Below are 26,339 nucleotides of genomic sequence, written 5' to 3'. Positions count from 1 at the left end.
AATAAAAATACAACCTCATCACCGATCTAAAGACTAGCCCGTCATTCCGACAGCACTCGCTGCCGAACAATTGGTTTCATTTCCAGGAGAATTTTTTTCTTCATAACTATTATTCATTGAAAGCCAATGCTTCGCCAGCAAGTACCAAGCCATTGGTGGTTTGCGACTACTAAACTCTTTCTGCGTCCCCTGCTGCAGCATGTAGTTATAACCGTAAAGTTTAGAGAAGGAACGCTCCACTCTTTGTAGCTTTAAGCGTTTGTATAAAACGCTAAAGAAAGAGACATCTGAACAATACTGAACGGGGACGGGCCCAACCTGAAACTCATGAGACTGCAACTGTAGATTATCATGGACCCAGCAAGCTCTGGCGTGCCCCAAATTAAACGGCATTGAGAATACCGATTCAGCATCGATTGCTTCTCGCTCTATATTTGGCGAAGGCCATGGTGCTTTAGTCGTATTGGAAAAATACCACCCACCACAATAAAATGTGTCTTTAGAATTACTTTCCGCCATTAATTGAAAATAACGCCCCATCGACGTTGTTACGACATCGTCCAAGTCCAAGAAAATAACGAACTTATCTCCAGGAACTCTATTTAATACCCTTAATCCCTCATAACGACTTATCGCCGGCCCGTACCTTTCGGCGTTTAACTTAATTTGATAACGCCATCTCGAAAGTAGTTTTTTACATTCTTCTGTAACAACATTGAAGGTCTTTTGACACGCGCCGTCTATCACAAACACCAATTCAAAATTATCATTTTCGACGGTTTTTAATGTTTCGAAAATTGATTGAACGTTCCTCTTTGCTTCTGTTGGACAATTATAGCCAGAAATTACAAAAGCCTGCCTGGGATTATGATTAACATTAGAGCCACTGAACGAAATCGAAAGGCCGGAGTAAAGTTGAGATAGAGGACTCCCACCTACTTCATTTCTTTTGAAACTTCTTCTGTTAACACCTTCATATTTCTTAGAGAGATAGACAGCGAAAGCCTGAGCAGGATTCGAGCCTGACTTTGCTTCGGAATAAAGAGATTCAGCATACCTTAACTCTTTTATCCAGTTTCTATCCCGCGCAACTGATACAACGGGAATGTCTTTTTCCAGCGCATAATCAGCCACTTTAAGGTCAATGAACCCAAAGGGAGGATCTGGAAAGTCAGTGTCAATCAGTTCGGCGGGGGTGAAGAGTGTTCCAGTGCCGGGAATATCAACTAATGCATCACTCGACAAGCTCTCAGAGAAGTGGAAATAGCGTGACCGCCTAGCACTATCTTCTGTGAAATTAACCAGATTATCCCACATTTCGTAGCCGTGAACGCAAAGTATTGCCGAATCTGAATAGCATTGGCTTCTAAAATATAGACGATCTACGTAATTGCTTGGGTAAATCAAATCGTCGTCAAAACAAGCATAATATGTGTCGCTTCCATACGAACATACTTCGTAGAATTTTATATGATCTCTTCGGTCGCCTATCTCTGAACACGTTCGGACCAAAAGCTTGGATCTTAATTCGTGACACAGCGGTACAGCACTTTCAAAGTCGAAGTCTTTTTCAAAATTATTCAAAAAGAGAAAGAGCTCATCTACCTGAGGTAATATGGACTCCAAAACTTCTTTTAAACCGGAAATTCTAGAGGGTATAGTGGCCATATTACCTATGACCCGACGAGTAGGAGTTGGAAGAAAGTGTGGCCGCAAACCCACGTCAGAATTCATCAGGCGCCTTGCGGTCATCCTTTCCTTGATTCGTTTTCTCTCCTCAGTTTCGTTGAAAGTATACGATAGAACCGAATCACCGAATGAAAATATATCTCCTGTTAGGTTATGCCGACGCTCTGGATCAAACTCAATGATAGTAAACATAGTATTTGATCGGCTACTCTCAATAGCCCCGTCGAGTGTGGAAACGCGCTCAATCCAATCGCTATCGGCCCCCTTCCGCTCTGAAGCATAGTATCCCAACATGTTATGGAGCTCACGCCGATAAAGGATCGACATGACCCCCGGCCTACGGTACTTATATCTACGTTGTGTGGAGTCACGTTGCTCCATTCCAAGTGGGAAGCCGGCAGAACTAAAACGATAGTGCTGGGGCAGGACTAAGCTAGCACCAGTCCTTGCAATATCACCAAGCTGCAACTTAAATCGATTTCTCGATGAGAAGTCATCTGAATCGTTAATAGCTATCAAGTCACAATTTGTTTCCAAAATCATTTTGTTTCGAGAAACATAAGTGCCATAGTTTTTAAGATTAGATAAAATTCTTATATTTAAACCAGGGTAGAGCTGCGCTAATTGCTCAATTTCCACCAAAGAGTCGTCAGATGAATTGTCGTCACACACCAAAATTTCGTCTGGCCTATGACTTTGGTTCGCCAAACTAAATATAGAGTACCAGAGACTTCTTTTCGAATTATAAGAACTCATCAATACAGAAATACTCATCCCTAAAGAGGAACCAGCTGAAGTGGCGTCATTCTCAAATGATGATTCTTTCGAGAAACACAGTGAAGTAATTGGTATTGGCGGAATGCCCACCTTTAAACCATTTTTTGCAGTTTTTTGAGTGCGCAGATTTACTGGTATTGTCTCCAGAAGATACCCCGAGCTCGCTCCAACTTTTTCAAGATCGTTAATGGAGAAAAATTTACTTTTTCGATCTCTTCGTTTCAGCTCACTCAACTGCAATCCCGACGCGGCAAGAAACTCATCTGAAATGAATTGAATAGTATCGTGAAGCCCAGATGAGGAATTTTCGGCCGAGATCTCTCCGGTGGAAATCAAACCCAATTCGTAAAGATTCTCAGGGTCAAGAACACCGACCATACCATAGCAAATTGATTGCTCAGTTGTGATTAGAGATCGACCTAAGTAACTATCGGAAAGTAGGAGTCTATAAAACTCCTTACGAGACTCATCTAAATCAGTTGCACTAAGGACTTCAAGTAATATCTTTGAAAACGGACAGTGATTTGGGCTCCCAATATGGTCGGCGGAATTACCTCGCATATGCCACTCTATAAAGAGTAGAAGTAATTCGGAATTGTTGACAGCGCTAAGAGGAAGTAGCGCCCCCAACTCAAGAAATTCGTTACGAGACATCGCAACTCTAATTTTATAGGCTCCGTTCTCCTCGGTTATCGTGGCGTCAAAATGTGGAAGGTAAGCTAGAAACTTCCCAACTGCTGTTATAAAGTTCGGAGTAAACTGGCCTAATACGAAAACAATCTCATCATATTTAGAAAATAAAAATAAACTTGTATTTATCGAGCTCCCACCCGCCTTTTCAAATGGAGAGACAATTAGCTCATCAAAAATTTTCCGCTTTAAGGCGTCCCCAACCTCAAAGTCTGAGGAACCCAAAAACAAACAGCCTTGATCATAAATAGAAGGGGGAAACGCCTCGCGGCTCTCGCTAACTGTGTCGACAGCAAAAGAATCTTGGAATATAAAGCTCTGCATTTCCAACGCCTTAATATCTTCTGGATGAGCTTGAAATCCAATAACTTGTCCTTTGAGTCTTTCCTCACAAACATCAATTAAATATTGAATTGAATTCTCAAACACAGGATTCAAAACAACTTGATCGCTTAATAACTTACGGTATAGCTTAACGGATTTTTGGTAATCCCCTTTAGCGAAGGCAGAATTTGCTAACTTTATCATGGTGCGCCTTAAATACAGAGATACTTTATTGATAATAATAGATACTTGAACACCTGAAACAACCAATAGTGGATTTCAGTTTCCGGTTAAGGTCTCGCAAAATAGGTTCTGTAGTGCTATCGAATTGAGAGCTTTCTGCTTTTTCTCAATGTATTCTGCGTCCTGCGAAAGGTCTCGCAAATACGCAGGCAAATTACGGACCGCAGAAATACTCTCCTCAATCTTGATAACGAGATTCTCCATGCTAGGAATACCTTCTAGACAAAGGCTATCACTCAACAACACCGGTACACTACCAAATAATGGAGCCTCCCAAAGTCTTATGGAGTTAGGGCCACTCCCAGATGGGCAAAGGCAAAAAACTGAGTCTTCTAGCACAGAAGTATATTCATGCTCCCAGAGTTGCTTCTTTATCCGCTCCCTTTCGTCTAAAGTAAGGCCAGAAATCTGTTTGCGATATACATCACTCTCAAAGTGCCACTCTTCGCGCTGCAATATGAACTCATCCGGCCGAGCTTTTAGGCTAAATATCCAATTTCGCACCGGCGTCAGATATAGAAGCGGCTGATATGATCCAATAAAACTATAAAGATACTTCCTCTCTTTCAGGGGCTTATTTCTTCTATGTTTTTTTCGTTTTGAACTCATAACCGGAAATAAAGGGAATGGATGAATATTAATCCCATCTATCACAGATACGCTTTTGGTTTTGTGTGACCAATATATGTCTGTAATCCCCAATCTTTTAAAAAATGGAAGTAAGTCCATTGCGTAAATATGCTGACAAAAGGTAGCGCGTCGGAGTCTACTCTTTGGAGGCGCTGAATCGATACAGGCTTGAAGCCTCCGCGCACGCTTTAACTCCCCCTGCCTCAAGAGATCTATTAACGTTGCCCAAGGGAAGCACAAGAACTGGGTGTAAGGATCATCCGGAGAGTGTTTCACCAAGCTTTCATAAGCCCATAGCTCAGTTTTTACTGGCATTAGCCATTCGTGAGGGTAGACGACAACATTTCTATACCTTTCCCATCCAGTTGGGTAGGAAATCACGTCACTCATTGCGGTCCAACCCGACAAAAATAGACACCCTTTTCACAGCGGAATACCTCATCGAAGAAATCTATACCCTTGCGCTCAAAGAAATCCTTCCACTTTTCCACGACCTCTTTCTCTTCCGGGCGTGCGTAATCATCTAGAACAAAATCGATCTGATGCATACCTAGGTATTCTAAAACTAACGGCACTGCGGGGAATCGCGCACAATGACCTGTATTCCCAGGAGGTCCATCCACGAGCACCAATATCTTCTTAGAAGGGACGGAATAATCTTTTGATATTTCCGCTAAGGATGTTCCGCAGTCATAATAAAGGTACTCCTCTCCATCAATGACTTGATTGATTAAGGGAGCATGCACTAAATTTACGCAGCCACCAACCCCCAGCTTATCCAGCTGTCTTGCAGTTTTATCAAGGTAGTGTTCGTGATGTTCAAATGCCACAACCTCTTTTATCGAACTTCGCCCATTTGCAGCATTGGCTTTCTCTTTTGGTAGGCTTTTCGCTCTAGAAGCTGTCCTAGCAAATAGCGCTGTTGAAGAACCGCTACCAAATTCAATTATCAAATCATAGTTATTTTCTTCTATTTTACCAATCAGGTATGCTGCGACGTCACTACTTATCGCCCAGCCTTGAAACGAAGTTGTGAAGTCGGTCGATGAAAAGTAATTTTGCAACGCAATCGAAGATTCCAGCCTCAGGGCTGTATTAAATAGTTTACGATCTAAACGCTTATCCAAGCGGGCCACCACGCCCTCAATTTTCTCAGATAGGAATTGCTCAAGTTTGTCTAAGCGCTTTTCAAAAAATAGCGTTTTCTCTAGAACTTCTGCCCTTTCCAGCGAGCGCAACTCCTGCGCAAGAGATTCATTTTCTTCTTTAAGAGCTCTATTTTCTTCAACCAAAGCGTTAATCTGGATCAACTCGTCCCTACGGACATAAACTCTAAAAGCAAAGGGGAAATCCGTTCTATCGTCTAACAGAAGTTTATAACCGCGCCTCACCAACAGTGAATCTAGGCTCCCCTGCTTTTTAGCAGCCTCAGAATCAGATTGATTAAGTTTAATTCCTACTATCGAATATTCGCTTAACCTTTCCTTCGACACCGACCCAAGCACAACCGTGGCTCTTCCAATAGATTCCAATATCAATACATTGAATTTCTTTCTATCGGCATCAACCTTAGCAAGTAGAGTAGAAATAGAAACCGTTTCCCTCTCTTCAACTCCAATAACTTTTAAATTCTTAAAAACACCACAAAGATCAGAGGGGTCCGTTGTTGAGTCAAATCTTTCATTATTCGTTAGGTAGAATTTTTTGCAACCATCAACCTCACTCACCACCTCCTGGAGGATTTTAGTGTTCTCACCTAAAGATGCTTCTTCATGAAGGTGACGACAAACTTCTGGATTTCCGTCAATTAAAAATACATCTTTGAATTTTAGATCACGGAAAAAAGAAGATTTAACATCTCTACCACAGGCCACATGCACAAATGATCCTGGCTGAGAATCTGACAAATAAAGTTGTTCTTGGACTAATTCAAGAACCTGGTTTCCGATCATAGTTGACGGCCCTTATCCAAACTTAAGTAAACACCAAGATTTCAAATTTTATGCGCTCTGACAGACTTCCTTTATCCAGTCCCAGAAATCTCGGTATAAAGAATCAAAGTAAAAACGGCTACTTGGCGCTCCAAATATTCTATATTTCCGACTTTCTCTAATGGCCGCCCAAAACTGTTTTCGATCTCTACTCTGCCCCAACACAGGCGCGCTCAATCTACGCGCTTCACGACTTAGCCATGAATGGCCAAAGAAATAAACGGGAGTTTGATGCCAAACAACAAACCACAAAAATCCCGAACTCTTATTTTGATAGTGTTCATTACAGTAATTAAAAACAAACAGTGAAGCATTTGACAGACGCCTTTCCACCTCGTGCTGAGAGATAAACCCTTCATGAAGGATTAGTTGCTCATTTACGGAGGCACAATACCTGAGCTTCTCTGCAACCATCTCTAGTTCAGGGTCGGGCCATGGAATATTGAACTGAATATAAAGTTTTTGATGCGAATCAACGTTCTTCAGGCTCTCACATACTAAGTCCGGCAAATCACAGAACCCTTTCTCGGACTTGGCATCACCCATATAGAGAATTATCTCTGAACCGTCATCGATGAAATCGCAATTCGGATCGCCTGATTCTTCCTTAGCAGAACGCATCCAGGTTGAAAGATAGCAGGGATGTACTGGAACATCGCTACCGAGGTTCAATAATTTTTTATATATCGATGAAAGCTCAATATCGCTAGCGAAGAGCTTTACTCGCGTCGACGAAGACACCGCTCTAAAAGCAATTTCGAAATTCAACTTCCGCTGAGGATCGAAAACAGTACCGTCTGGGCCAAGCCCAGGGTTAAACATGGCGCACACTATATGGCACATGTCCATGCTGTAATCGATTGTTTTCAGTGCTAGTGACAGTGCATACGCGTGCTCCCAGCTCATGCTAGGATGAAAGAAGACTAGCTTGCCACTCCCCCCCTGTTCACATTGTCCTTGAATTACTTTCGCATACTCTTTAGCAGCATTTAAAACATAAGCGTTTGCTGCATTCAGCTCTATTTGCTTCTCAAATATCTCATAGAAATTCAAAAGGAACTCAGGCTTCACAATGCAACCATTGTTCTCTAGCTGCTGCTTAAGGGAGTCAGAAATATACTGATGAGAAATAAAAGTCACATCAACATCATCCTCCTTTGAAGCGGCGACGAGTAGCGAGAGTGCGGTATGATGCCCGCCCTCCTTTATGAGCGCAGGATCTAGCACAACGAACCTGACAGAATCTTTATTGCCCATCAAATAAGCTCTCACAACCTAAGAGGAAAATTAACGAATAATTCTCGTCCTTGCTCGGTGGACTAGATTTCGTTGCCTGCTTTTAAATACTATAGGTTTATCTCGCAGCTCATTGACAGCCTTCTCCCATGAAGCCCATCCTCTTTTTGATGTATACCCACCTGCACTCAGCTGGCCAACTACACTTGGCAGCTTTTTGATAAGAGCGGTCAGCATATCTTTATCTTCTGAGCCTAGCTTATCGCTCAAAGAAATTTTTATTGAATTCGAGCTAGGTGTAATGTTCACCAACAATTTCGGCCCGAATTGGTCACAGTTTCTGGGAGGCCAAGCGCCAAATGGAGGTCGCGCACTTTCAAGGTCGCGAAATTCTAATAGTATTCGCTGACTTTTCGATTCCTCTATTACAGCAAATTTGAATTCGTAATTGCTAAAGATGGCTTTTCGATATTGTAGAGAATAAAATTTAAGCCAGAGGTGGCTATAGCTTTCAGTCACCATCTCTTCTTTCAGCTCAACGTCTTCCATCGATATAAATGAATCCATTTCTTGGCACTGCTTTGCCAGCTCCGTTGCAGCAGACCTCCAAAGTGTTGCGTCCTCAATTGACAGAGCGCCCAACCCTCTTACACTAGAGGAAACAAAATGATCAAATAGAATGTTCACCAGGCCAAAAATCAGTTGCCGATCTGACGTGCATAAGCTACTGATCAAATTAGCAAAATTTAGGCTGGAATTTTTTTCCATCGACGGGCTCAACAAAATAAAATGCCCATATGCATCCTTCATAACGCTCGGCCAATATTTAATGGCCTCCTTTAAGCTCTTGTCAGATTGGCGAAGCTCTATAGCGACTGCGCCTCCATGTTTTGCCAATTTGCAAGTAAGTTCTCCGAATTGCCTTTCATCTGCAAGTATCACATTCGAGATCTTCAAGTGGAGATCTTTGTAACCTTCCTCTGAATAACCTCCTGTGATACTAACAGTAGAAGCTCTCGCAAAATCAACCGAGCGTGAAAGTGCCGCGGGCGAACCTGCAGAAATAGATTGAATACCTTCATACTTGAAATAGTACCGCTCTAGCTCCTCTTGCAACTGGTGTATTTGAAACAGAGCGAGCTCATTTTCCTTGCGGATACTCGTAATGTCGGACTCCAGCTCTGTAATTCGGCTATTATTTTCCTCAGCAGAGTCTATATACTCGACAGCTTTCTTTGCGAGAAACTGAGCTTTTTCAAGTTTACTTTTTCCTGCAAAGAAATCTTCGCCAGGCAGTGATGCACTCAACTGAAGCTTTTCATACATCTTTTGGTATGCTGAAAAGTCGCTCACCAAAGCTGCAGCTTGCGCTTCGATCGCGGGATTTCCCACGACCGGAAAATCTAGCTCTACATCAACAGGTTCTTCTGCCAAAGATGAAAGAATACCCGTGAAATCCTTGACGTAAGCTCTTGGAGAAGAAATATGAACTAAAGCACATCGATCGCTGTTTTCATTGAAGAATTTGAGTATTTTCTCACTCGCCATCAACCAAGCTTCTAACGCAAAGTTTGCTCTGGTTAAGTCGTGGTCAGCCGCTTTGTATGCATTAAAGAATACATTTTCCGGGGAGGAGTAAATAAACAGATAACGTTGGCTCTCAGCACGTCGATCCAACTCCTCGATATTCAACGCATTTATGTCTGCCGCAACTGCAACCTTATCCTTTGGTAGCATTTCAAAAGCTTCTATGAGTTTATCTGGGCCTGATTCTAAAGGTACCCAACTAACCCTGTCACCGAATGCAGGCAAGAAGTGTTGAAACAAAATCGACGAAAGCCCAGATTGATTCGATAGCGTTTCTTTTTCTGGATTAACGCCACCATCAAAACCAGTGATAATAAACTTATGCCTCATGTATCTAGCCCTGAGATTCTAAATTGGATTCTTTCTTTATAAACATCTCTGACCGGCTAATGCTCTTTTTCTCGGCAGTAGCTGGAAGAACCGTCTTCCATCCCTCCATATATCTGGCCCAACTATAGACACCGGTCAGCCTATTAATCCCCTCGCGCTGCGCTTTCCAAATCGAAGTGTCGCGCAAGAGCGCGGTCAATTTGCGAGCAAAACACGCGGGTGTATCCGCAGACAATACTCCATTAGTTCTTAGTTCATCCCCGCTAAAAGCGCGAAGTGCATGACTGGTGGCGACAAATGGCACCCCGAGCGCTAAGACCTCATTAGTTTTGATCGGGATGCCTTCGCCGGCAATATCAGGAAGAACCATGACTTTTGTAAAATCATAGATATTTGCTAGATTTTCCACATACCCGAAAACAAATATCCTTCCCTTAGACTCTCTTGGCAGCTTTATGTGTTTGCCAATAGTACCGACTAGGCCGAGCGTAATTCCCTGCTGTAATTCCGGGAATACATCATTCAGGAATCCTTCAACGGACTTTATATTTGCTGGATGCCCATCGGCAATAATTAACAAATCAAGCCTATCAGGGAGACTCAAAAAATCGGTAAATTGAGATTCATTTTCTAGCAGGGCTTGAATACTCCTATACCGCCTCTTCATAGGACGAGACTTAATCGGTGGAGGAATAAAATGGGCTTTTTCACCAACCACCTGCTGAATCATTTTGTGCTCAATACGATTTAGGTTTACTACCGCATCGTATGATTTCAGGAGCTGCAACTCGTAATCCAATTCGGAGTCGTAACGATCCTTAAGCTCCGGCCGACGCAACAGAAGTTGGTTTATTTGTACATCGTGGGTTTCACAGATAAATTTTTGTGCAGGAATATTCTTTCGCGCGAAACCATCGTTGAAAATATGGTTAACTAAAGCCAGTTCAATACGATTCTTCTTGAAATAATCAACGAGCTCCACATCTGGATCGCACCAGGTACTGTGGATATTCTCCCTCTCAAAGAATGCTCTAATGCGCTTTCGAGCCAATCTGTACATATATGATAAAAGGCGAGCCAAAGTTACGTTCTTAAGTAATACGCGCACGGCCATGCCACCACTGAATTCGCGCCCAGCGCGCATTACCTGATAGCAGTTGTCTACCTGGTCCTGACGTAGCAGCCAAGGCTCTGTCTTCAAATATATTTCGATGACAAAATAGCCCTGCTCGACGAGGCAATCCATCTGTGTATCCAGCACAACGGATGTGCCACACCGGGTCCAGGCGGGCTTTACTTGTACGGCTATTGGCTTTTCCCGGCCCTCTACCCAGCCTGTTTTATCCAGCAATACTTCATCGATTGCCGGCGCACGTTCTGGCTTGAAAGCGGTGCCATTGGTGGCCTGGCTGGCAGCAATCTGGATGGCTTCCGCGATCCTCTCGCCATCGTTGCCATAGGTGCAGCGCTCGTCTGCCAGCAGGCTGGCATCGGCGATGCCGGAGTGGCATACCACAGGAATATTCAGCAGGCGTGCTTCGTGCACTATCCCAGAGATACGGTGACGGTACTCCTGCCCGTAGGGAATAAGAATCAAGTGGAACTGGCTCAAAAACTCCAGCCAGGCATAGGCACCGTTCACGCTGGAATACGCCGCATAGGTACAGCCACCTTGTGAAGGCAACTGGACCCGGGCCATTACCGACTCGTGTATGCAAAATTCCACATCACTTTCTTCGGCGGTGACCTTGGCGATCAATTGTTCCAGGCTTTCGAAATTTTTGTCTCCCCGATAGACGCCGGGTATCAGCACTTTTCTCTTGCCGTTATCGTCAATATTTCTATGCGGCAGACCCTCGGCTAACGGGAAGCTGATCTCGTTGACTACTTGAGGATAGTAACCACACCACTCCTGGCAGTAATCGCTCAGGGGCTTGTTAGTTGAGACAATTTTCGCCCGCCGGAACGGCAGCGATTCCAGCACTCGCTTTTCCAGCTTAGCCGGGGAAAAGCGCGCATACATGGTGTTGTAGATAGTCCAGTCTTCATGGACTATAAACAACGCATCGCAGCCGTAATTTTTGTTGGCCTGGATCTTCAGCTCAAGCAGAGATTCGAACGTAGGCCAGAGCATGGTTTGCATTACCAGCAGGTCGCCTTGCCGCAGGCCTACACGTTCGAATGCCGCCTGGAGCTCCATCGCCGCCAGATCGGTGTGCGCGGACGTGCCGCGGCCGAAAGTGAGCAGGTACAGCTGATGGAAAAGCGCGGGGAAAAACCACAGGAAGTTGCCGACGGCGACGGCTATATTGACCAGAGTACCCAGCGGGGACTTCTTTTCCCAAATGCCGTTGTCCTGCTTCAGGCGGGTAAAAACATGGTCTTTAAAACGTGTGAGCTTTTCAAAGAAGCTTGGGCGATAGCCATCCTTGAAAGCACTGTTATTGTACTGATCAAAGGATAGACAAGGGCGCACATCGATGTCGTTATCGCCCTCGCCATCGAAATTCCGATGGGAGAGCACGACGGCAGGAAGGCCCAGCTCTTCGGCGATACCTTTGGCATAACGGTAATTGTGCCCCTTGCAGTCCTTTAACTGGGGATCGACGATAACTATTCTGCCGTATCTTTCTTTAACGCCCTGACTCATTAAGAAAACTCGAATTTTTTATAAAACCGTAATTAATTCTTCTCTGGAGATCTCGTTTTTTTCCAACCGGAAACGACACCCCAATATTTATCGGTGCAAGAGCACCGTACGGCCATCCTTGGCGTTAAATTGGCTAATTTATGCTGGCTCGGCTTGTCGCCCATAGATATCGTCAAATCGGACAATGTCGTCTTCGCCGAGGTAGCTGCCGCTCTGAACTTCAATAAGCTCGATCGGAAGGATTCCCGGATTTTTCAATCGGTGTTTGGCTCCAATTGGGATGTAGACACTCTCGTTTTCTGAGAGCATGATTTCCTCACCATCCCGCTCAACGATCGCGGTGCCGGACACGACTACCCAATGCTCCGCGCGGTGATGGTGCATCTGCAGGGAAAGGCTTGCTCCCGGATTCACGGTTATACGCTTCACCTGAAAACGCGGCCCACTTCCAATGGAGTCATATTTGCCCCATGGACGTACCACCTCACGATGGAGCTCATGCTCATCACGGCCAGCTACTTTTAGCTTGCTAACAATAGCTTTAACTTCCTGGGCGCGATCTTTCGGCGCCACCAGTGTGGCGTTCTTGGTATCCACAACAATCAGGTTGTCGATACCAATTGCCGCCACCAAATGATCTTCGCCGAATACCAGCGAATCAGTACAGTCTTCGAGGATGACATCGCCCAGGGCCACGTTGCCCTGCTCGTCTTTATCAAGGGCCTCCCACAAAGATGACCAGGAACCCACGTCAGACCAACCGCACTCCAGCGGAATCACATACCCCGCCTTAGTCTTTTCCATTACGGCGTAGTCAATACTGTCTTCCGGGATACTTTCCACATCGGCCTTTTGCAGACGGACGAAGTCGCTTTCCACTATCGCATTTTTAACGGCTTTTTCTGAGGCTGCAGCGATGGAGGGTGCATGATTCGCGAGCTCATCGAGGAGGGTTTTGGCTCCAAACAGGAACATCCCTGCATTCCAGTAGTAGTTTCCATCCGCCAGATAGGCCTGCGCGGTTCCGAGGTCCGGCTTTTCCACGAACTGAGCGATCGGCTTCACGCTCTCGGGGCTCTCCCCGGCCATCTGGATGTAGCCATAGCCTGTTTCCGGCGCGGTAGGCACAATACCGAAAGTAACCAAGCCCTTGTCGGCACTGGTCTGCAAGCCACTATCAACAGCAGCGTGAAACTGGTCGACGTCGTCCAGCAGGTGATCCGCAGGCAATACCAACAGGTTAGTATCTTCACCATTTTTTAGTGCTGTAAGAGCTGCAAAGGCTATCGCGGGCGCAGTGTTACGGCCTACCGGCTCGATAATGATTGTCAGATCATCGAAGCCAATTTCTCGCGCCTGTTGCGCCACCATAAAACGGTGATCTTCGTTACAGACCACAATCGGCTGGGAGTAGCAACGCACCCTTTCCAACGTCTGCTGCAGCATTGTCTGCTCTCCAGTAAGGCTCAGCAGCTGCTTGGGCAGCATACGTCGGGACTTAGGCCACAGACGGGTGCCCGAACCACCACATAAAATTACAGGTGTTATGGTTCGCTTTTCCATTTACTTCCTCGTTCTTAATTATTTTGCCAGTTCAGCTTCGATCGACAGGTTTCGTAAAAGTTGTGATCGATGGGGTGAATGAGTGTCAATCGATGCGGCTTTTTATGGATCCGGATTACATCTCCTGGTTCGGTAATCACCTGGTCGTGCCCGTCGCAGGTCACATGTGGATTGGCAGTATTGTGCTCACCCACAATGATCTTGAACTCACTACTACCCTCGACAACAATCGGGCGGCTGCTCAACGTGTGCGGGTTTAGTGGCACCAGCACGATCGCATCCAATTTCGGATGCATAATCGGGCCTCCGCCGGAAAGCGCGTAAGCAGTGGAACCTGTCGGTGTGGAAATGATCAGTCCGTCTGATCGCTGGGTGTACACGAATTGACCATCGATATAGAGGTCGAATTCGATCATGCGGATAAATTCGCCTGGGTGGAGCACGACATCATTCAGCGCCGATCCCTTACCGATCGGCTTGCCAGCGCGAGTCACGGACATATCCAGCAGGAAGCGACTCTCGGCCATATATTTGCCGGCCAGCACCTCGCCTACTTTTTGTTCGATTTCGTCAGGGGTGATATCGGTCAGGAAGCCAAGACGGCCGCGGTTGATACCGAGGAGGGGCACGCTGAATTTAGCCAGCGCGCGCGCGGCGGCAAGTAGACTGCCATCACCGCCGACGACGATGACCAGATCGCAGAGCTCGCCCAGTTTTTCCTTTGAGGATACACGCGCGCTGTGGGAGGTCACCGCTGTGGCGGTCTCCTTCTCCAGCACGACGGCGTAGCCCTCCCGCTCGAGAAACGCCATCAGGCGCTTAAGCGAGAGGACAGCACTATCACTTTCGGTGCGGCCGATCAGGCCGATATTCTGAAATTCCGACACCGCTCCCCCAAGGTGCCCGAATCTGGGCCCAGCGATTGACACTTTTCCTACCGGCACCTGGTTGTTTTTTGTGCACCGAAGGGAAAAGCTTCCCCAAAATTTTGACAGGCGATTATGCCTTAGCTTGGTGGTGGAGTCGAACGAGGACGGGGAGTCAGCGGCAAGTCATCGACACAAGCTGTATGTTTTTCAACCTATTTAATAAGCTGAAATCCGCGCCTCCCCTGCAAGCCGCCGGAATGCAGTGTCAGCATGCGGGTACCAGGGGAAATACGACCGGCAGCAACCTCCTTGGAAACTGCGAACATGAGTTTTGCGGTATAGACGGGATCCAGTGGGATACCCGATTGTCGCTCGAAACTTCGCTGAAATTCCCGTAGATAGGTCGGATATTTGGCATAGCCCCCGCAATGGTATTCATTCACGAGTTTTATACCTGTTGCAGCTGAGGGCGCCTCATCAGTGTCAGAGCTTGTCCTTTGCCACTCCTGCCCTAAATCGGGTGGCCGGGGAAACTTTTTCAGTGCGGCGTGCCAGTGCCGAGCATCACGGCGAATGGATTCACCCGCTTTTAGCACCTCCACACCACACACAGGGAAGCTGTGTATGGAAGAACTCAATCCTCCCATGGTGAGGCCGGTGCCACAGGCCACCCAAAGCTGATCAAAACTAATTGGAAGCGTCGATTCAATTAACTCCCCCAATAGACGAACGCCCTTGGCCCCGGCAAAGTTGGCCCCGCCTTCCGGGATAAAAATACTATTCGCCGCTTCGAGACCGACCAGATCCAGAAACGCTGGCTGGCTGCGTTCCCGATACAAGTCGCGGCTGACGAATTTGAGCTGCATGCCAAAGCGCTCCGCATCCTGCAGCGTGGCACTCAGTACCTGAGGGCGCTCACCGCGCACAATACCGATGGTTCGAAAGCCGAAACGGGCGCCAGCAGCTGCAGTGGCATGCAGGTGATTTGACCAGGCGCCGCCACAGGTAATCAGCGTATCGGCACCCTGCTCTCTCGCCTCGAGAAGGTTGAAAAGTAGCTTGTAGGCTTTGTTGCCGGAGATCAGTGGGTCCAGCAGATCGTCACGGCGAATCCAGACCTCTACTCCGGGGAACAGATCACTGTTGATTCGCTGATAGGGAACCGTGCGAGCGACTTCGATGAAGCTGTCGAGATCGAGACTGGTTAAATAACGGATTGTCACGCACTTCACTGGCTATTATCTAGAGCCTGGATGTTCCCACTGGTCACGGCCGTTCACTTGTTTCTATGCGGGCCGGGGCAGAAGACCGTCGACTTGGAAAACTTCACGCGCGAAGGTTTGTGTCGCAGTACCGTCACCGGACTTCACCAGGAAAACAACTTCCCCGTCACTGGTTTCCGCCGTCACGTCTGCCTCCTGTGTGGGCGGACGCTTGAGTAAAGCCTGCGGTTCGAACAGGGCGACATTGATACCCTCGGAATTGCCCGGCGGTAGCTGTGTTTTGCCGGCCTGCAGCGCCCGCGATGACGGCACTTCCAGACCGACGATAGCGAGTTCACGTAGCTGTCGCCCGAGGCTTTGACAATAGCGGTAATTCGCCGGATGCGTCAGGGCCGGCCACTCCTGCTCCCAGGAAGGGGCCTGCAGCCGAATACCCGGATCGGCACAGTACTTGGCAGAAAATATATTGTGGTAGCTGGTCACCGGCTTCGGTGGCAGCGGATCCATATCGTGAAAGAACAGCAGGCGGTAATAGGCGGCCTCGGCCAGTACAGTGGGAATCGTCTTACTGCCGTAAAAAATGCCGGATTCCGCGGTACTGCCAAAGCGGGAACCCCATGGCAACGGGGGATAGCGAAAGGGGGTTGCGAGCAGATAATGCAGCTGCTCGCTGCCGGGGAGCCGCGCCGGCTTATTCTCTTCGAGCAGGTCTTCGAGCACCTGTTGTTTTTGCAGGCTGTCGACCAGACTGCGGGTCGCGACCTCCTCCTGGGATTCGACAATGCGATAGAGGCGCCCTAGAAGACGTACTTTGCCTGCCTCTATGCGCCGGGCAATATCAGCACTCAAACCTTGCCCCGCATGGCATCCAGATAGGTGACGACACGCACCAGACCATCAATACGGCTGGCGAGCTCCCGGGGCGTACCATTGAGAGCGCGGTTGGGGGTTGCGAACCAATACCGGGCCCCTTCTGCACCCCCCATCAGCACAAAAGCGGCGCGGTAGGCGCGCACCAATAAGAGTGCCAGCTGCCCGGGGGCACTCTGGGGATCCAGGCCGGATCTGCGCCGCAATGTGCGGTCATCCAGGTGAATGATTTCGCCGAGCTCTTTCTTTTTCAGCCCCAGGTGGTCAGCGGTGTTCAGCAGTGCTTCGAGCAATACCGCATCGCCGCTGGGTTGAGGCTGATGATTGGGGATTGATGTCATTGCGCGGCCCGCCTCCATTGGAAATGGTCACTTGTCCGAATCATAGAGGCAAAACGGACAATTAACAACATTTGGAGCGGCGCAGACAGCGTGTTTTGCGCCGCCGAGCACCCAATTCTCCTGGAGGCTTCGCGTCGAGCGCTTTGTAATATTGAAAAAGCCCGCATTAGCGGGCTTTGCTCTATACCTGACCGGACGGGACTGACTCGGGCCGTCCTGGCCCTCGCCCTTCGGGCGATGCCGCTGTGCGGCATCGTCCAAATCGGCTTTCCTGCCGATTTGTCGAACGGGGGGTCTCATCCGCGATCCGCCATATACGAAAAAGGCCCCCTCTTTCGAGGGGGCCTTTTTCGTATATGGCGGACCGGACGGGACTCGAACCCGCGACCTCCGGCGTGACAGGCCGGCATTCTAACCAACTGAACTACCGGTCCGCGGTAGACTCACCTCTTTTGAGAGGTGGTGGGTGGTACAGGGGTCGAACCTGTGACCTACGGCTTGTAAGGCCGTCGCTCTCCCAACTGAGCTAACCACCCGAAGCTCTTTTTACCAGGGGCCTTGCCCCCTCGAGCGACGCGCATCATACCGGATTGCGCAGACCTGTCAACAAAAAACGCGCCAATAATTCCCGGTTGCTAATTAGTCCTCTGTCCCGCCGGCAGGGAAACGGACACGGGCTGGGGTTCCGCCTCATCCACATCGTCTGCGAGTTGATCGGTCGGCTGTCGGTAATCCGGTTCGATCATATGGCCGGCAATCCTGACCGGATTCTCTCCCGGTATCAGATCCCCTTCCGGCCTCGCCAGATCCGGCTGACTGTAGTTACAAACCCCCGTCGGAAATATCCGCTGCATGTCGTTGATATGCTCAGCAATCTGCTCGGTGTAGGGGCCATATATTCCCTTGGCCACTGCCCTCTCGACCGGCTGCAAAGCGCACTTAAACACATCATCCGTTATCGGGGCTCCAGCAACCTGACGGGAGGTGCTGTAGATCGGATATTCCTGCATACAGACACCGGTCGGCTGGTGATTCCACTCGCCATTCCAGACATTGGAGCCGACCGCCATCACATTGCCCTCACTGTCGAAGCACTGATCGCCGGCATCGACTGGCCGATTGGCGGCAACGCCGCGATCCGGCTGTTCGATAATGTTCTGCATCCAGCGATCCATGGTATCCAGTGCCTCGTCTAGTGGTGTGTAGCGCTTGTGACTCACCCAGATCAACTGGTTGTCCGCGTGGCCTCGAGCTCGTCGGATACGCTCGCGCGCCGAGAAGGATGCGGAGCTGTGATGCATATCCAAGTCACCGTCGAGGTAGTGGCGCAGGTCGATGATCGGTATCTCGACATCGCCGAGGAACACATGCCCGGAGCGGTAAATGCCCTCGATCGCCGCGCGGCTGGCGCGACTGCGCTGAGCCGGCCTGTCCAGGCTACCCAACTGCATGTTCTGTTCACTCCACATCGAAAAATCGACCGGAAAGAGTGAGCCATTCATGAACCACAGTTTTTCATCCGCAATGTCCTGTTGCGGCTTCCATCCACCGATCGTCGCATTCAGCCGCAGGAAGGTATCGACGGAAATTTCCCCGCTGACCAGGGCCTGCAGCCCATACTGCACCCCCTCGTTATCCCATGCGCTGTTGGCATAACCGGTCTGGTCGGCGCCGTAAAACTGGCGCAGATCCTCCCAGTGGGTCCAGTGAGTCTTTTCTGCCACCTCGTCCGCATAGCTCTTGATGAAATGGACGAAGTTGGGGTTGTTCACCAGCGGCACCAGTCCGCGCCAGCCCTGGGTACATTCGGTCGCACCTTCGGTACCGTCGCGATAGCGGCCGTCAAATAGCGCCACTGCTTTTTTCAATGAGCGGAAGCGGCTCTTCACATCGCGGCTGGCTGCAAGCCCCTGGATCACGGTTCGCTCGGATGCATCGCGCCAGCGCGGGTTGTCTGCGTCAACGACATCGAAAAAGTATTCCAGCGGCTCGCAGTCGAAAACATAAATGGTCTGGCTGACCATGTCGGGATAGGAATAGAGAGGAATGGCCGCATCCAGAAGCCCCGGTGCATTTTGCGCAAACAGGTATTGCTGAATTGCGCCGCCGGAACCACCGACCCCGACGGTATACAGCGGCTCACCATAGAGCGCCGCAAACTGTTTTTTCAAACGCCGGGCGGTGTCTTCGGCGAGCCAGATATTGTAGTGATTGCTGGTCTGGTTGGCGGTGGAGAACACAATGGCATAACCGCGCGCCAACTGGTCGGCCCGTCGGGTAACGATGTCTCCCTTACTGATATCCCCCTGGCGCCGGCCGACGCCGACACCGCCACGGAGCTGATAAATAAGCCGGCGGTTCCAGTTGCTGGCACTGGGCTTGCCCGCCGACTCGCCCTCGCCTTTCAATACCGCAATGGCGTAGAAGAAGCGGTTTATCGTGCCGGTTTCGAGGCGCACGATGAAGTCGGTGACCTCACCGTTGACTGTTACCTGATCGATATCGCCGTTTGCCTTTTCCAGCGGATAGAAGTCACCGTCGTTGGTACTGCGATAGAAATAATTCACCTGGGTCGCGTGACTGCAATCGCGGCTGTAACCGATCACCTCATCGGTTTTTTGCCCCATTTCGTCCAGTGCAAAAACGGGCACACCCTCGCGCCGATGGTTATCCACCAACGGCTGGCGATGCGTGACTTCATTTTCGCCGCAGTAGAAGGGATAAGTGGATGGGCCGGCAAACAGGGTTTCCACCGGGCCTATCTCGCCGATGGTTATTGGGAAGGGGAAATACTCGGGCGGACGCTCCATCACGCGAGGGTGAGGCCCTGCATAAGCAGGCACGGGCAGGTGCTCAAGCGCGCCTTCGGGGACGCCGACCACCGGCGCCTCAGGCACCCCCGGCAGTCTCGGCAGTTTTCCATATCCGTACCAGACGCCCCACCCCATCATTGCCGCAATCGCAAACACGACCCCAGAGAGAATCCATGCTCTCCGAACCAACATACTCGCCTCCACAGCTGTCAATTTCTTTATCTGGTACAGCTTGAGTATATGTAGGGATGGACGAGCCGACCGGCAGTTGGCGTCTGATTAAACTAAAAGGGGAAACGAATCGCGGACCGCCATTCACGGCGGTCCGGGGGAATTTGACGATATTCGAGGAAGCCCTGGCGCGGGCTTCCTGCGGGGGAAGTCTGCTTAGGCGATAATGCCGCGGGTCTGCAGGTTGGAAATAATCATTTCAACCTCTTCCTCGAGCGACATCTGATCCGTACGCAGGTGCAGTTCAGGGGCAGACGGCGCCTCATAGGGGTCGTCAATACCGGTAAAGCCGCGGATCTCACCGGCGCGGGCTTTCTTGTACAGACCCTTCGGATCGCGGGATTCCGCTTCCTCCAGCGGGCAATCGACAAACACTTCCAGGTACGGCAGGTCGCCTTCAACGTGCATGCGGCGCACCATCTCGCGGTCTTCGCGGTAGGGGCTGATAAAGCTGCTCAGCACGACAACACCGGTATCGGCGAACAGCTTGGAAATCTCACCCACCCGACGGATGTTCTCTTGACGGTCTTCGGCGGAGAAACCGAGGTTGGAGTTGATGCCGAGGCGAATATTGTCGCCGTCCAGGCGATAGGTCAGCACACCTCGGGCAGCCAGGGCTTTTTCCACGGCGACAGCGACGGTGCTCTTACCGGAGCCAGACAGGCCGGTGAACCAGAGGGTCACACCTTTATGGCCAAGAATGCTCGCCCGGTCATTACGGGTAACATCACCATCATGCCAATGCACGTTTGTCGCCTTGCGCTCAACAGTTGTAACCGCCACCGATCTCTCCAAACTTGTAAATGCCATTTCAACGCTCCTCCCAACAGCCGTTATAACCAACAGCTATCAAAAGAATGAGGCGCCTATTATCAGGCAAAGCTACAGGCACCGTAAAGAAGCTGCTTATAGCATCTGCGCACCAAAACAAAAAAACCCGGCATAAGCCGGGTTTTTCTGCTGCCCGTCGAACGGGCCGGAAAATGGGGTGGCCGACGGGGATCGAACCCGCGACCTCAGGAGCCACAATCCTGTGCTCTACCAACTGAGCTACGGCCACCATAGAAAGTGACATCTCAGCACTTTGTGGCAGTGCTGAATGACCCGCCTCGAGCACAAAGCCCGGCAGGGTCGAAACGGTCGTCTGCAAAGCACCGCTTTGCGGCCGTTTCGGCGCCCATCAGCTGTGCTGATGGGCCGGATTAGTCCTGCGACTATAAGCCAGCAGCGGACTATATCGAATCCGCCAGACTCAAAGCCACCATATAAGGTTGGCACGCCCGGCAGGACTCGAACCTGCGACCATCCGCTTAGAAGGCGGATGCTCTATCCAGCTGAGCTACGGGCGCAAGGTAAACCCGGTAAACATCTGGTCGGGGCAGAGGGATTCGAACCCCCGACATCCTGCTCCCAAAGCAGGCGCGCTACCAGACTGCGCTATGCCCCGTACACTTCTTCCATCGCTGGGGTCGCGTCTCGCGAACAACTGCAGTCATGCAGTTTCGAAGGCCGCCTCCCTTGCGAAGAGCGCGCATAATACTGACAGCCCCCATGGGAGTCAACGGCGCTAAGCTATTCTTTTTGCAGAAGTTTAGCCCCCCCCAGTAAGCCTGTGACCAACTAGGGAAATTATTCGCCGCCTGTGCGAAAATAGCGCCCTTCACAACCCGGGCCGGGCAGCAATTTACCGGTTCTTCCGTAGCCGCGGCGAACGGCCGGCGTCGCCTGCGATCGCGCTGCTACTGGGGATCCTTCCCGGCCAGTTGGTCCACGATTCTTATTTGTTTGAGATTGCACCTATGTCTGCACTGGTTCTGGACGGCAAAGCCCTGGCACATAAAACGGAAGAGGAACTGTCGGCCCGCGTGGCCGCGCTGAAAGAGAAGAGCGGTGGCCAAACCCCGATCCTGGCCACCATCCTCGTGGGCGACGATCCCGCCTCTGCCACCTATGTAAAGATGAAGGGCAACGCCTGTCGCCGTATCGGTATGGACTCCCTGCAAGTCGAACTGCCCTCTTCGACCACCACCGAGCAGCTGCTGGCCAAGATCGAAGAGCTAAATGCCAACCCGAACGTACACGGCATTCTGCTGCAACATCCGGTACCGGCACAGATCGATGAGCGCGCCTGCTTCGACGCCATCAGCCTGGAAAAGGATGTAGACGGCGTCACCTGCCTCGGCTTCGGCCGCATGGCCATGGGTGAGGAGGCCTACGGCTGCGCGACCCCCAAGGGCATCATGCGCCTGCTGGAAGCCTACAATATCGAACTCGCCGGCAAACACGCCGTCGTCGTTGGCCGCAGCCCGATCCTGGGCAAGCCGATGGCCGCAATGCTGCTGAACGCCAATGCCACGGTAACCACCTGCCACTCGCGCACCCAGGACCTGGCCGATCATATCCGTCGCGCCGACATCATTGTTGGAGCGGTCGGCAAACCGGAGTTCATCAAGGCAGAGTGGATCAAGGACGGGGCCGTCGTCGTCGATGCCGGCTATCACCCCGGCGGCGTCGGCGATATCGAGCTGGGCCCGCTGGTGGACCGCGTCGCCGCCTACACCCCGGTTCCCGGCGGTGTCGGCCCGATGACGATCAACACCCTGATCTACCAATCCGTGGATTCCGGCGAGCGCAAGATTGGCTAAGGCAATCCGTCTCGACAAGGCAATCAGCCAGGTCACCGATCTCTCCCGTGCGGAAGTAAAGCGCGCCGCCCGGGCGGAGCGCATTACCGTCAATGACGAGGTGGTGACCGATCCGGCCACCAAGATCGCCGCCACGGATACCCTGTGCCTCGACGGGGAGCCGCTAATGGAACCCGGTCCGCGCTACCTGATGCTGCACAAGCCGCTGGGCTATGTCTGCGCGACCAAGGACAGCGAGCACCCCACGGTGCTCGACCTGATCGACGAGCCCAATAAGCACAAGCTGCATATCGCCGGACGCCTGGATATCGACACCACCGGCCTGGTGCTGCTGACGGACGATGGCCAGTGGTCCCATATGGTCACCTCTCCGCGCCACCACTGCGACAAGACTTACTACGCGCACCTGGCCGACAGAATCGGCGAGGAGGCGGTGGAAAAGTTTGCCAAGGGTATCTGGCTCGACAACGAAAAGAAGCGAACCAAACCGGCCAAGCTGGAAATACTCTTTGCCAACGAAGTGCGCATCACCATCAGTGAAGGGCGCTACCACCAGGTAAAGCGCATGTTCGCCGCACTCGGCAACAAGGTGCTCGAACTTCATCGGGAACGGATTGGTGACATCCTGCTGGATGAAGACCTTCAGGAAGGCGATTACCGCGACCTGACTCCGGAAGAAATTGCGTCGGTACAATAACAACCATGTCCGCCCTACTCTGCCATGAGCTGCAGAATGCCCCCCGCGAAACCCTGTGGATTGCCGATGAGAACAGCAAGGCGCTGCTGCAGCAGGGCTTTACCTTTACCGGTGACCTGCTGAGCAACCGCTGGGATATCGCCAGGCTAGGCGAAGGCAAGGCCGGGCGCAGTTTCTTCAGCGATTTTCACTTCGAGGAACTGGGGCGCAATTATCGCCGTATCGTCTTTCCCGTCTCCAAAGAAAAGGCCATCGTGCACCATGTCATCAACCGGGCAGCAGAATTTCTCGGCGAAGGTGGCGAACTGGTGCTCATTGGCGGCAAACAGAGCGGCATCAAAACCTATGCGGCCAAAGCAGCGCAGCGCCTCGGCTGCGCCAAGCAGCTGCAAAAGCACGGCGCCGAGTATTGCAGCATCAATCCGCTGCAGACCCGCAGCGGTGAAGCGATCGAAGACCAGGACTACACGGCGCTGCGTCCGCTCGCCGAGTTGAACGGGCTCTACAGCAAACCCGGCCTGTTCGGCTGGAATAAGATAGACCGCGGCAGCGCGCTGCTCGCCAAGCTGTTTGCTGATCATCTGCCGAATAGCGGCGACCATGTCGTCGATCTCGGCTGCGGTTACGGCTACCTGAGCACCCGACTGGCCACCCACGGCGACTATTACTTCACCGCAACCGACAACAATGCCGCGGCTCTGATTGCGTGCCGGAAAAATTTTGAAGTACAGGGGCTGGAGGGTGCCGTCGTCCCGTCTGACGCCGGCGTGGAACTAGAAGCCAATATCGCGGACCTGTTGATTTGCAATCCGCCATTCCACCAGGGGTTCCAGGTAGAGGGAGATCTCACCGAGCGCTTCCTGAGACAGAGTGCACGCCTGCTGAAGAGCTCCGGCAGCGCGCTGTTCGTCGTGAATGAATTTATTCCGCTGGCGCGGAAAGCACGCGAACACTTCTCCACAGTGACACTGCTGGAGAAATCCGGGGGGTTTTGCACTTACCGACTCAGCCGCTAGGACCCCATCGGGTCCCTGGTGCCACTGCTAATAGTCGCGCAAGTTGCACAGGTTCATCGACAGCGTGTGCTCTTCCAGCTCCTCCAGCTGTCGCAGCCGCTCGAATGCATCCCGCGCGGACGGCGTTTCCGCCCCCTGCGCCAGATCGCGGTACTGGTCCGCCAGATATATCTCGATATCCAGCGCCAGCTTGGCGATATCGTCGAGATTGTCGATATCGATATTGCGCAACCGCTGCAGGAATTCTTTCTCGCGCCCCTCGGGGGCAAACTGTACCCAGGTGTGCAAGGCCCCGGGACTGAGATCGGCGTGAAAGTTCTCCAGTGAATGCTTCATGGAGTCCTCGCGCCGCTTTAACTGGTCCAACAACAACTCTATACGTCTGTTGGTGGCCAGCTGCTCATATTCGCCGTACTGCTGCGCCAGTTTGGCATGAAAATCCCGCCCATCCTGGATTACTTCCTCCACAGTTTTGTAGCGCATCGACCGATCCCGGGAAAATAATTGCCTTTTTTCAGTATAGACACGCAGTGTCAAAGGGCGCCAACCGACAATGGCGCAACAGGATGCTTGTATTTGCGGCAGGATCAGGAAAGCCGGCGCAACCGGCTGTGCAGTCGGCGAGCTGGATTGTGCGGATTGATCTTATCTGGAGCATTTTTGGTCAGATCGGCCAGAGACAACGGCTCTCTGCTGACCGCCAGGATGGCGTTTTCATAGGAGGGCAGCTCGGCGGTCCAGCCGCCATGCAGCTGGCTGCGCACGCCCTGGTCACGCCAGCCACTGTCCAGCAACTCCCGCCGGCTGCCGAAGTTGCTGACCAGCACGCCATTTTGGTTCAACAAGTGCAACAGGCTGCGGCACCATGCAGGGTCGGCGGCAACCGCGCGCTGCGCTTCGCCGGAGCCGTGACCAAACAGATCATCAATGACCAGATCGAAGGTCTGCGGCTCCGTCGCCGACTGCAGCTCACCGACAAACTCCCTGGCATCGGCACACACCAGTTCTGCGTCGCGCACGCCAAAATACCGGCGGGCGATATCGAGATGCGTCGCATCCAGATCCACGCCGACGATCCTGGCCGGGTCAAAAAATTGCTGCAGCAAGCGGATAAGGGCACCGCCACCCACACCCAACAGCAGTACCGATTTCACCTGTGAAATGTCACGGAAAAAAGCCGGCAGTAACAACAACTCCCACAGGGAACCTTTCAGCGGGTCCCGCGGATTCCACTGGGAGTGGAAAACCCCATTGCTGTACAGGCGAACACTGGCACCGTGACTGCGCACCTGGTATTCGCAGTCCCCTACCCGCTTCTGCCACAGCAGCGCCATCAGGCGGCGGAGAGATCTGACGCGTCCAGCAGCACCCGGGCGAATTGCTGCAGTCCGGCGAGATCCTCGGCAGAGAAACGGGCCACGCTCGGGCTGTCGATATCCAGCACGCCGAGGCAGCGCTCGCCGTCGTAGAGAGGGATTACCACTTCGGATGCGGACACCGCGTCGCAGGCGATATGTCCCGGGAACTGATGTACATCTTCCACCAGCTGGGATTCACCGGTGGCCACCGCCGTGCCGCAGACACCCGCGCCGACCGGGATTCGGGTGCAGGCCGGCTTGCCCTGGAAGGGTCCAAGTCGCAACTCCTCTCCGTGCAGGAAATAGAATCCGGCCCAGTTGATGTCCTCGAGCTCCATATACAGCAGCGCGCTGGCATTGGCGGCGTTGGCCAGCCAGTCAGTTTCCCCGGACAGCAGCCCGGCAAGTTGTTCGTTCAGTGAAGCGTAAAACTGGCTCGATGACATGGACGGATCCACTCCTTAGCAACTATTGAACCGGGATTTTGCCGGCTCGAAACGACAAAACCCCCAAATTGTCCGCGGCGCCTCACGCCTGGATGCGGACAATTTGGGGGCTTTGTAATT

General features: G+C 51.3%; 19 protein-coding genes and 5 tRNA genes. 3 read left to right on the top strand and 21 right to left on the bottom strand.

Translation table 11 applies throughout. The features are described 5' to 3' along the window. Positions 1-33: 33 nt before the first annotated feature. From BLW36_RS01500 to BLW36_RS01415, 18 genes are all read right to left on the bottom strand, one after another. Positions 34-3,750, bottom strand: a complete 3,717-nt coding sequence (locus tag BLW36_RS01500; RefSeq protein ID WP_170833085.1) for a glycosyltransferase — start codon at positions 3,748-3,750, stop codon at positions 34-36. A 9-nt stretch (positions 3,751-3,759) separates the two neighbouring features. Further along, the gene (locus tag BLW36_RS01495; protein WP_170833084.1) at positions 3,760-4,452 is read right to left on the bottom strand and encodes an exostosin domain-containing protein; all 693 of its coding nucleotides are present in this window, start codon (positions 4,450-4,452) and stop codon (positions 3,760-3,762) included. A 287-nt stretch (positions 4,453-4,739) separates the two neighbouring features. Further along, positions 4,740-6,305 (bottom strand): cell division protein ZapB, encoded by a 1,566-nt coding sequence (locus BLW36_RS01490; RefSeq protein ID WP_139304786.1) that lies wholly within the window; start codon positions 6,303-6,305, stop codon positions 4,740-4,742. Between the two features lie 48 nt (positions 6,306-6,353). Then, entirely contained in the window at positions 6,354-7,601 is a 1,248-nt protein-coding gene (locus tag BLW36_RS01485) for a hypothetical protein (protein WP_091384352.1), read from the bottom strand. A 30-nt stretch (positions 7,602-7,631) separates the two neighbouring features. Then, the gene (locus BLW36_RS01480) at positions 7,632-9,497 is read right to left on the bottom strand and encodes a hypothetical protein (protein ID WP_139304785.1); all 1,866 of its coding nucleotides are present in this window, start codon (positions 9,495-9,497) and stop codon (positions 7,632-7,634) included. Between the two features lie 4 nt (positions 9,498-9,501). Continuing rightward, complete coding sequence (locus BLW36_RS01475) at positions 9,502-12,147, bottom strand: glycosyltransferase family 4 protein (RefSeq protein WP_091384346.1); 2,646 nt, start codon at positions 12,145-12,147, stop codon at positions 9,502-9,504. A gap of 138 nt (positions 12,148-12,285) precedes the next feature. Then, the gene (locus BLW36_RS01470) at positions 12,286-13,710 is read right to left on the bottom strand and encodes a mannose-1-phosphate guanylyltransferase/mannose-6-phosphate isomerase (protein WP_091384343.1); all 1,425 of its coding nucleotides are present in this window, start codon (positions 13,708-13,710) and stop codon (positions 12,286-12,288) included. Positions 13,711-13,724: 14 nt separating this feature from the next. Continuing rightward, positions 13,725-14,597, bottom strand: a complete 873-nt coding sequence (locus BLW36_RS01465; protein ID WP_091384340.1) for an NAD(+) kinase — start codon at positions 14,595-14,597, stop codon at positions 13,725-13,727. A gap of 194 nt (positions 14,598-14,791) precedes the next feature. Further along, the gene (locus tag BLW36_RS01460) at positions 14,792-15,802 is read right to left on the bottom strand and encodes a pyridoxal-phosphate dependent enzyme (RefSeq protein WP_170833083.1); all 1,011 of its coding nucleotides are present in this window, start codon (positions 15,800-15,802) and stop codon (positions 14,792-14,794) included. Between the two features lie 63 nt (positions 15,803-15,865). Next, entirely contained in the window at positions 15,866-16,651 is a 786-nt protein-coding gene (locus BLW36_RS01455; protein WP_091384333.1) for an RES family NAD+ phosphorylase, read from the bottom strand. Further along, positions 16,648-17,013, bottom strand: a complete 366-nt coding sequence (locus tag BLW36_RS01450; protein WP_091386850.1) for an MbcA/ParS/Xre antitoxin family protein — start codon at positions 17,011-17,013, stop codon at positions 16,648-16,650. Before BLW36_RS01450 ends, BLW36_RS01455 begins: the two co-directional genes overlap by 4 nt. A 357-nt stretch (positions 17,014-17,370) precedes the next feature. Continuing rightward, positions 17,371-17,447: transfer RNA gene (locus BLW36_RS01445), tRNA-Asp, on the bottom strand. A 26-nt stretch (positions 17,448-17,473) separates the two neighbouring features. Further along, positions 17,474-17,549, bottom strand: a tRNA-Val gene (locus BLW36_RS01440). A gap of 99 nt (positions 17,550-17,648) precedes the next feature. After that, the gene (locus BLW36_RS01435) at positions 17,649-20,018 is read right to left on the bottom strand and encodes a DUF6351 family protein (RefSeq protein WP_211567116.1); all 2,370 of its coding nucleotides are present in this window, start codon (positions 20,016-20,018) and stop codon (positions 17,649-17,651) included. Positions 20,019-20,213: 195 nt separating this feature from the next. Continuing rightward, positions 20,214-20,840, bottom strand: a complete 627-nt coding sequence (gene cysC / locus BLW36_RS01430) for an adenylyl-sulfate kinase (protein WP_244506090.1) — start codon at positions 20,838-20,840, stop codon at positions 20,214-20,216. Positions 20,841-21,041: 201 nt separating this feature from the next. Beyond that, positions 21,042-21,117, bottom strand: a tRNA-His gene (locus tag BLW36_RS01425). A 212-nt stretch (positions 21,118-21,329) separates the two neighbouring features. Continuing rightward, a tRNA-Arg gene (locus BLW36_RS01420) sits at positions 21,330-21,406 on the bottom strand. 21 nt (positions 21,407-21,427) lie between these two features. Further along, positions 21,428-21,504: transfer RNA gene (locus BLW36_RS01415), tRNA-Pro, on the bottom strand. 352 nt (positions 21,505-21,856) lie between these two features. Between BLW36_RS01415 and folD the strand changes: the two genes are divergently transcribed. Genes folD through BLW36_RS01400 form a run of 3 tightly spaced genes read left to right on the top strand, consistent with a single transcriptional unit; the run spans position 21,857 to position 24,415 of the window. Continuing rightward, positions 21,857-22,702: a bifunctional methylenetetrahydrofolate dehydrogenase/methenyltetrahydrofolate cyclohydrolase FolD gene (folD, locus tag BLW36_RS01410; RefSeq protein ID WP_091384328.1), complete on the top strand. Its 846-nt coding sequence runs from the start codon at positions 21,857-21,859 to the stop codon at positions 22,700-22,702. Next, the gene (rsuA, locus tag BLW36_RS01405) at positions 22,695-23,399 is read left to right on the top strand and encodes a 16S rRNA pseudouridine(516) synthase RsuA (protein ID WP_244506089.1); all 705 of its coding nucleotides are present in this window, start codon (positions 22,695-22,697) and stop codon (positions 23,397-23,399) included. Before folD ends, rsuA begins: the two co-directional genes overlap by 8 nt. Positions 23,400-23,404: 5 nt before the next feature. After that, on the top strand, positions 23,405-24,415 hold the full coding sequence (locus BLW36_RS01400; protein WP_091384325.1) for a class I SAM-dependent methyltransferase: 1,011 nt from the start codon (positions 23,405-23,407) through the stop codon (positions 24,413-24,415). A 27-nt stretch (positions 24,416-24,442) separates the two neighbouring features. Here BLW36_RS01400 and BLW36_RS01395 read toward each other — a convergent pair whose 3' ends face one another. The 3 genes from BLW36_RS01395 to BLW36_RS01385 all read right to left on the bottom strand — a co-directional run bounded on the left by BLW36_RS01395 (position 24,443) and on the right by BLW36_RS01385 (position 26,219). Further along, positions 24,443-24,898: a hypothetical protein gene (locus tag BLW36_RS01395; protein WP_091384322.1), complete on the bottom strand. Its 456-nt coding sequence runs from the start codon at positions 24,896-24,898 to the stop codon at positions 24,443-24,445. A gap of 104 nt (positions 24,899-25,002) precedes the next feature. Then, a complete protein-coding gene (locus BLW36_RS01390; protein WP_091384318.1) occupies positions 25,003-25,749 on the bottom strand; it encodes a class I SAM-dependent methyltransferase in 747 nt (248 codons plus the stop codon). Further along, the gene (locus BLW36_RS01385) at positions 25,749-26,219 is read right to left on the bottom strand and encodes a GAF domain-containing protein (RefSeq protein ID WP_091386845.1); all 471 of its coding nucleotides are present in this window, start codon (positions 26,217-26,219) and stop codon (positions 25,749-25,751) included. Before BLW36_RS01385 ends, BLW36_RS01390 begins: the two co-directional genes overlap by 1 nt. Between the last annotated feature and the right edge of the window lie 120 nt (positions 26,220-26,339).

It is taken from the genome of Microbulbifer marinus (genome assembly GCF_900107725.1).
Taxonomy (GTDB): Bacteria; Pseudomonadota; Gammaproteobacteria; order Pseudomonadales; family Cellvibrionaceae; genus Microbulbifer; species Microbulbifer marinus.
Note: the sequence above shows the minus strand (reverse complement) of the source record. Positions and strands in the feature narration are given on the sequence as shown.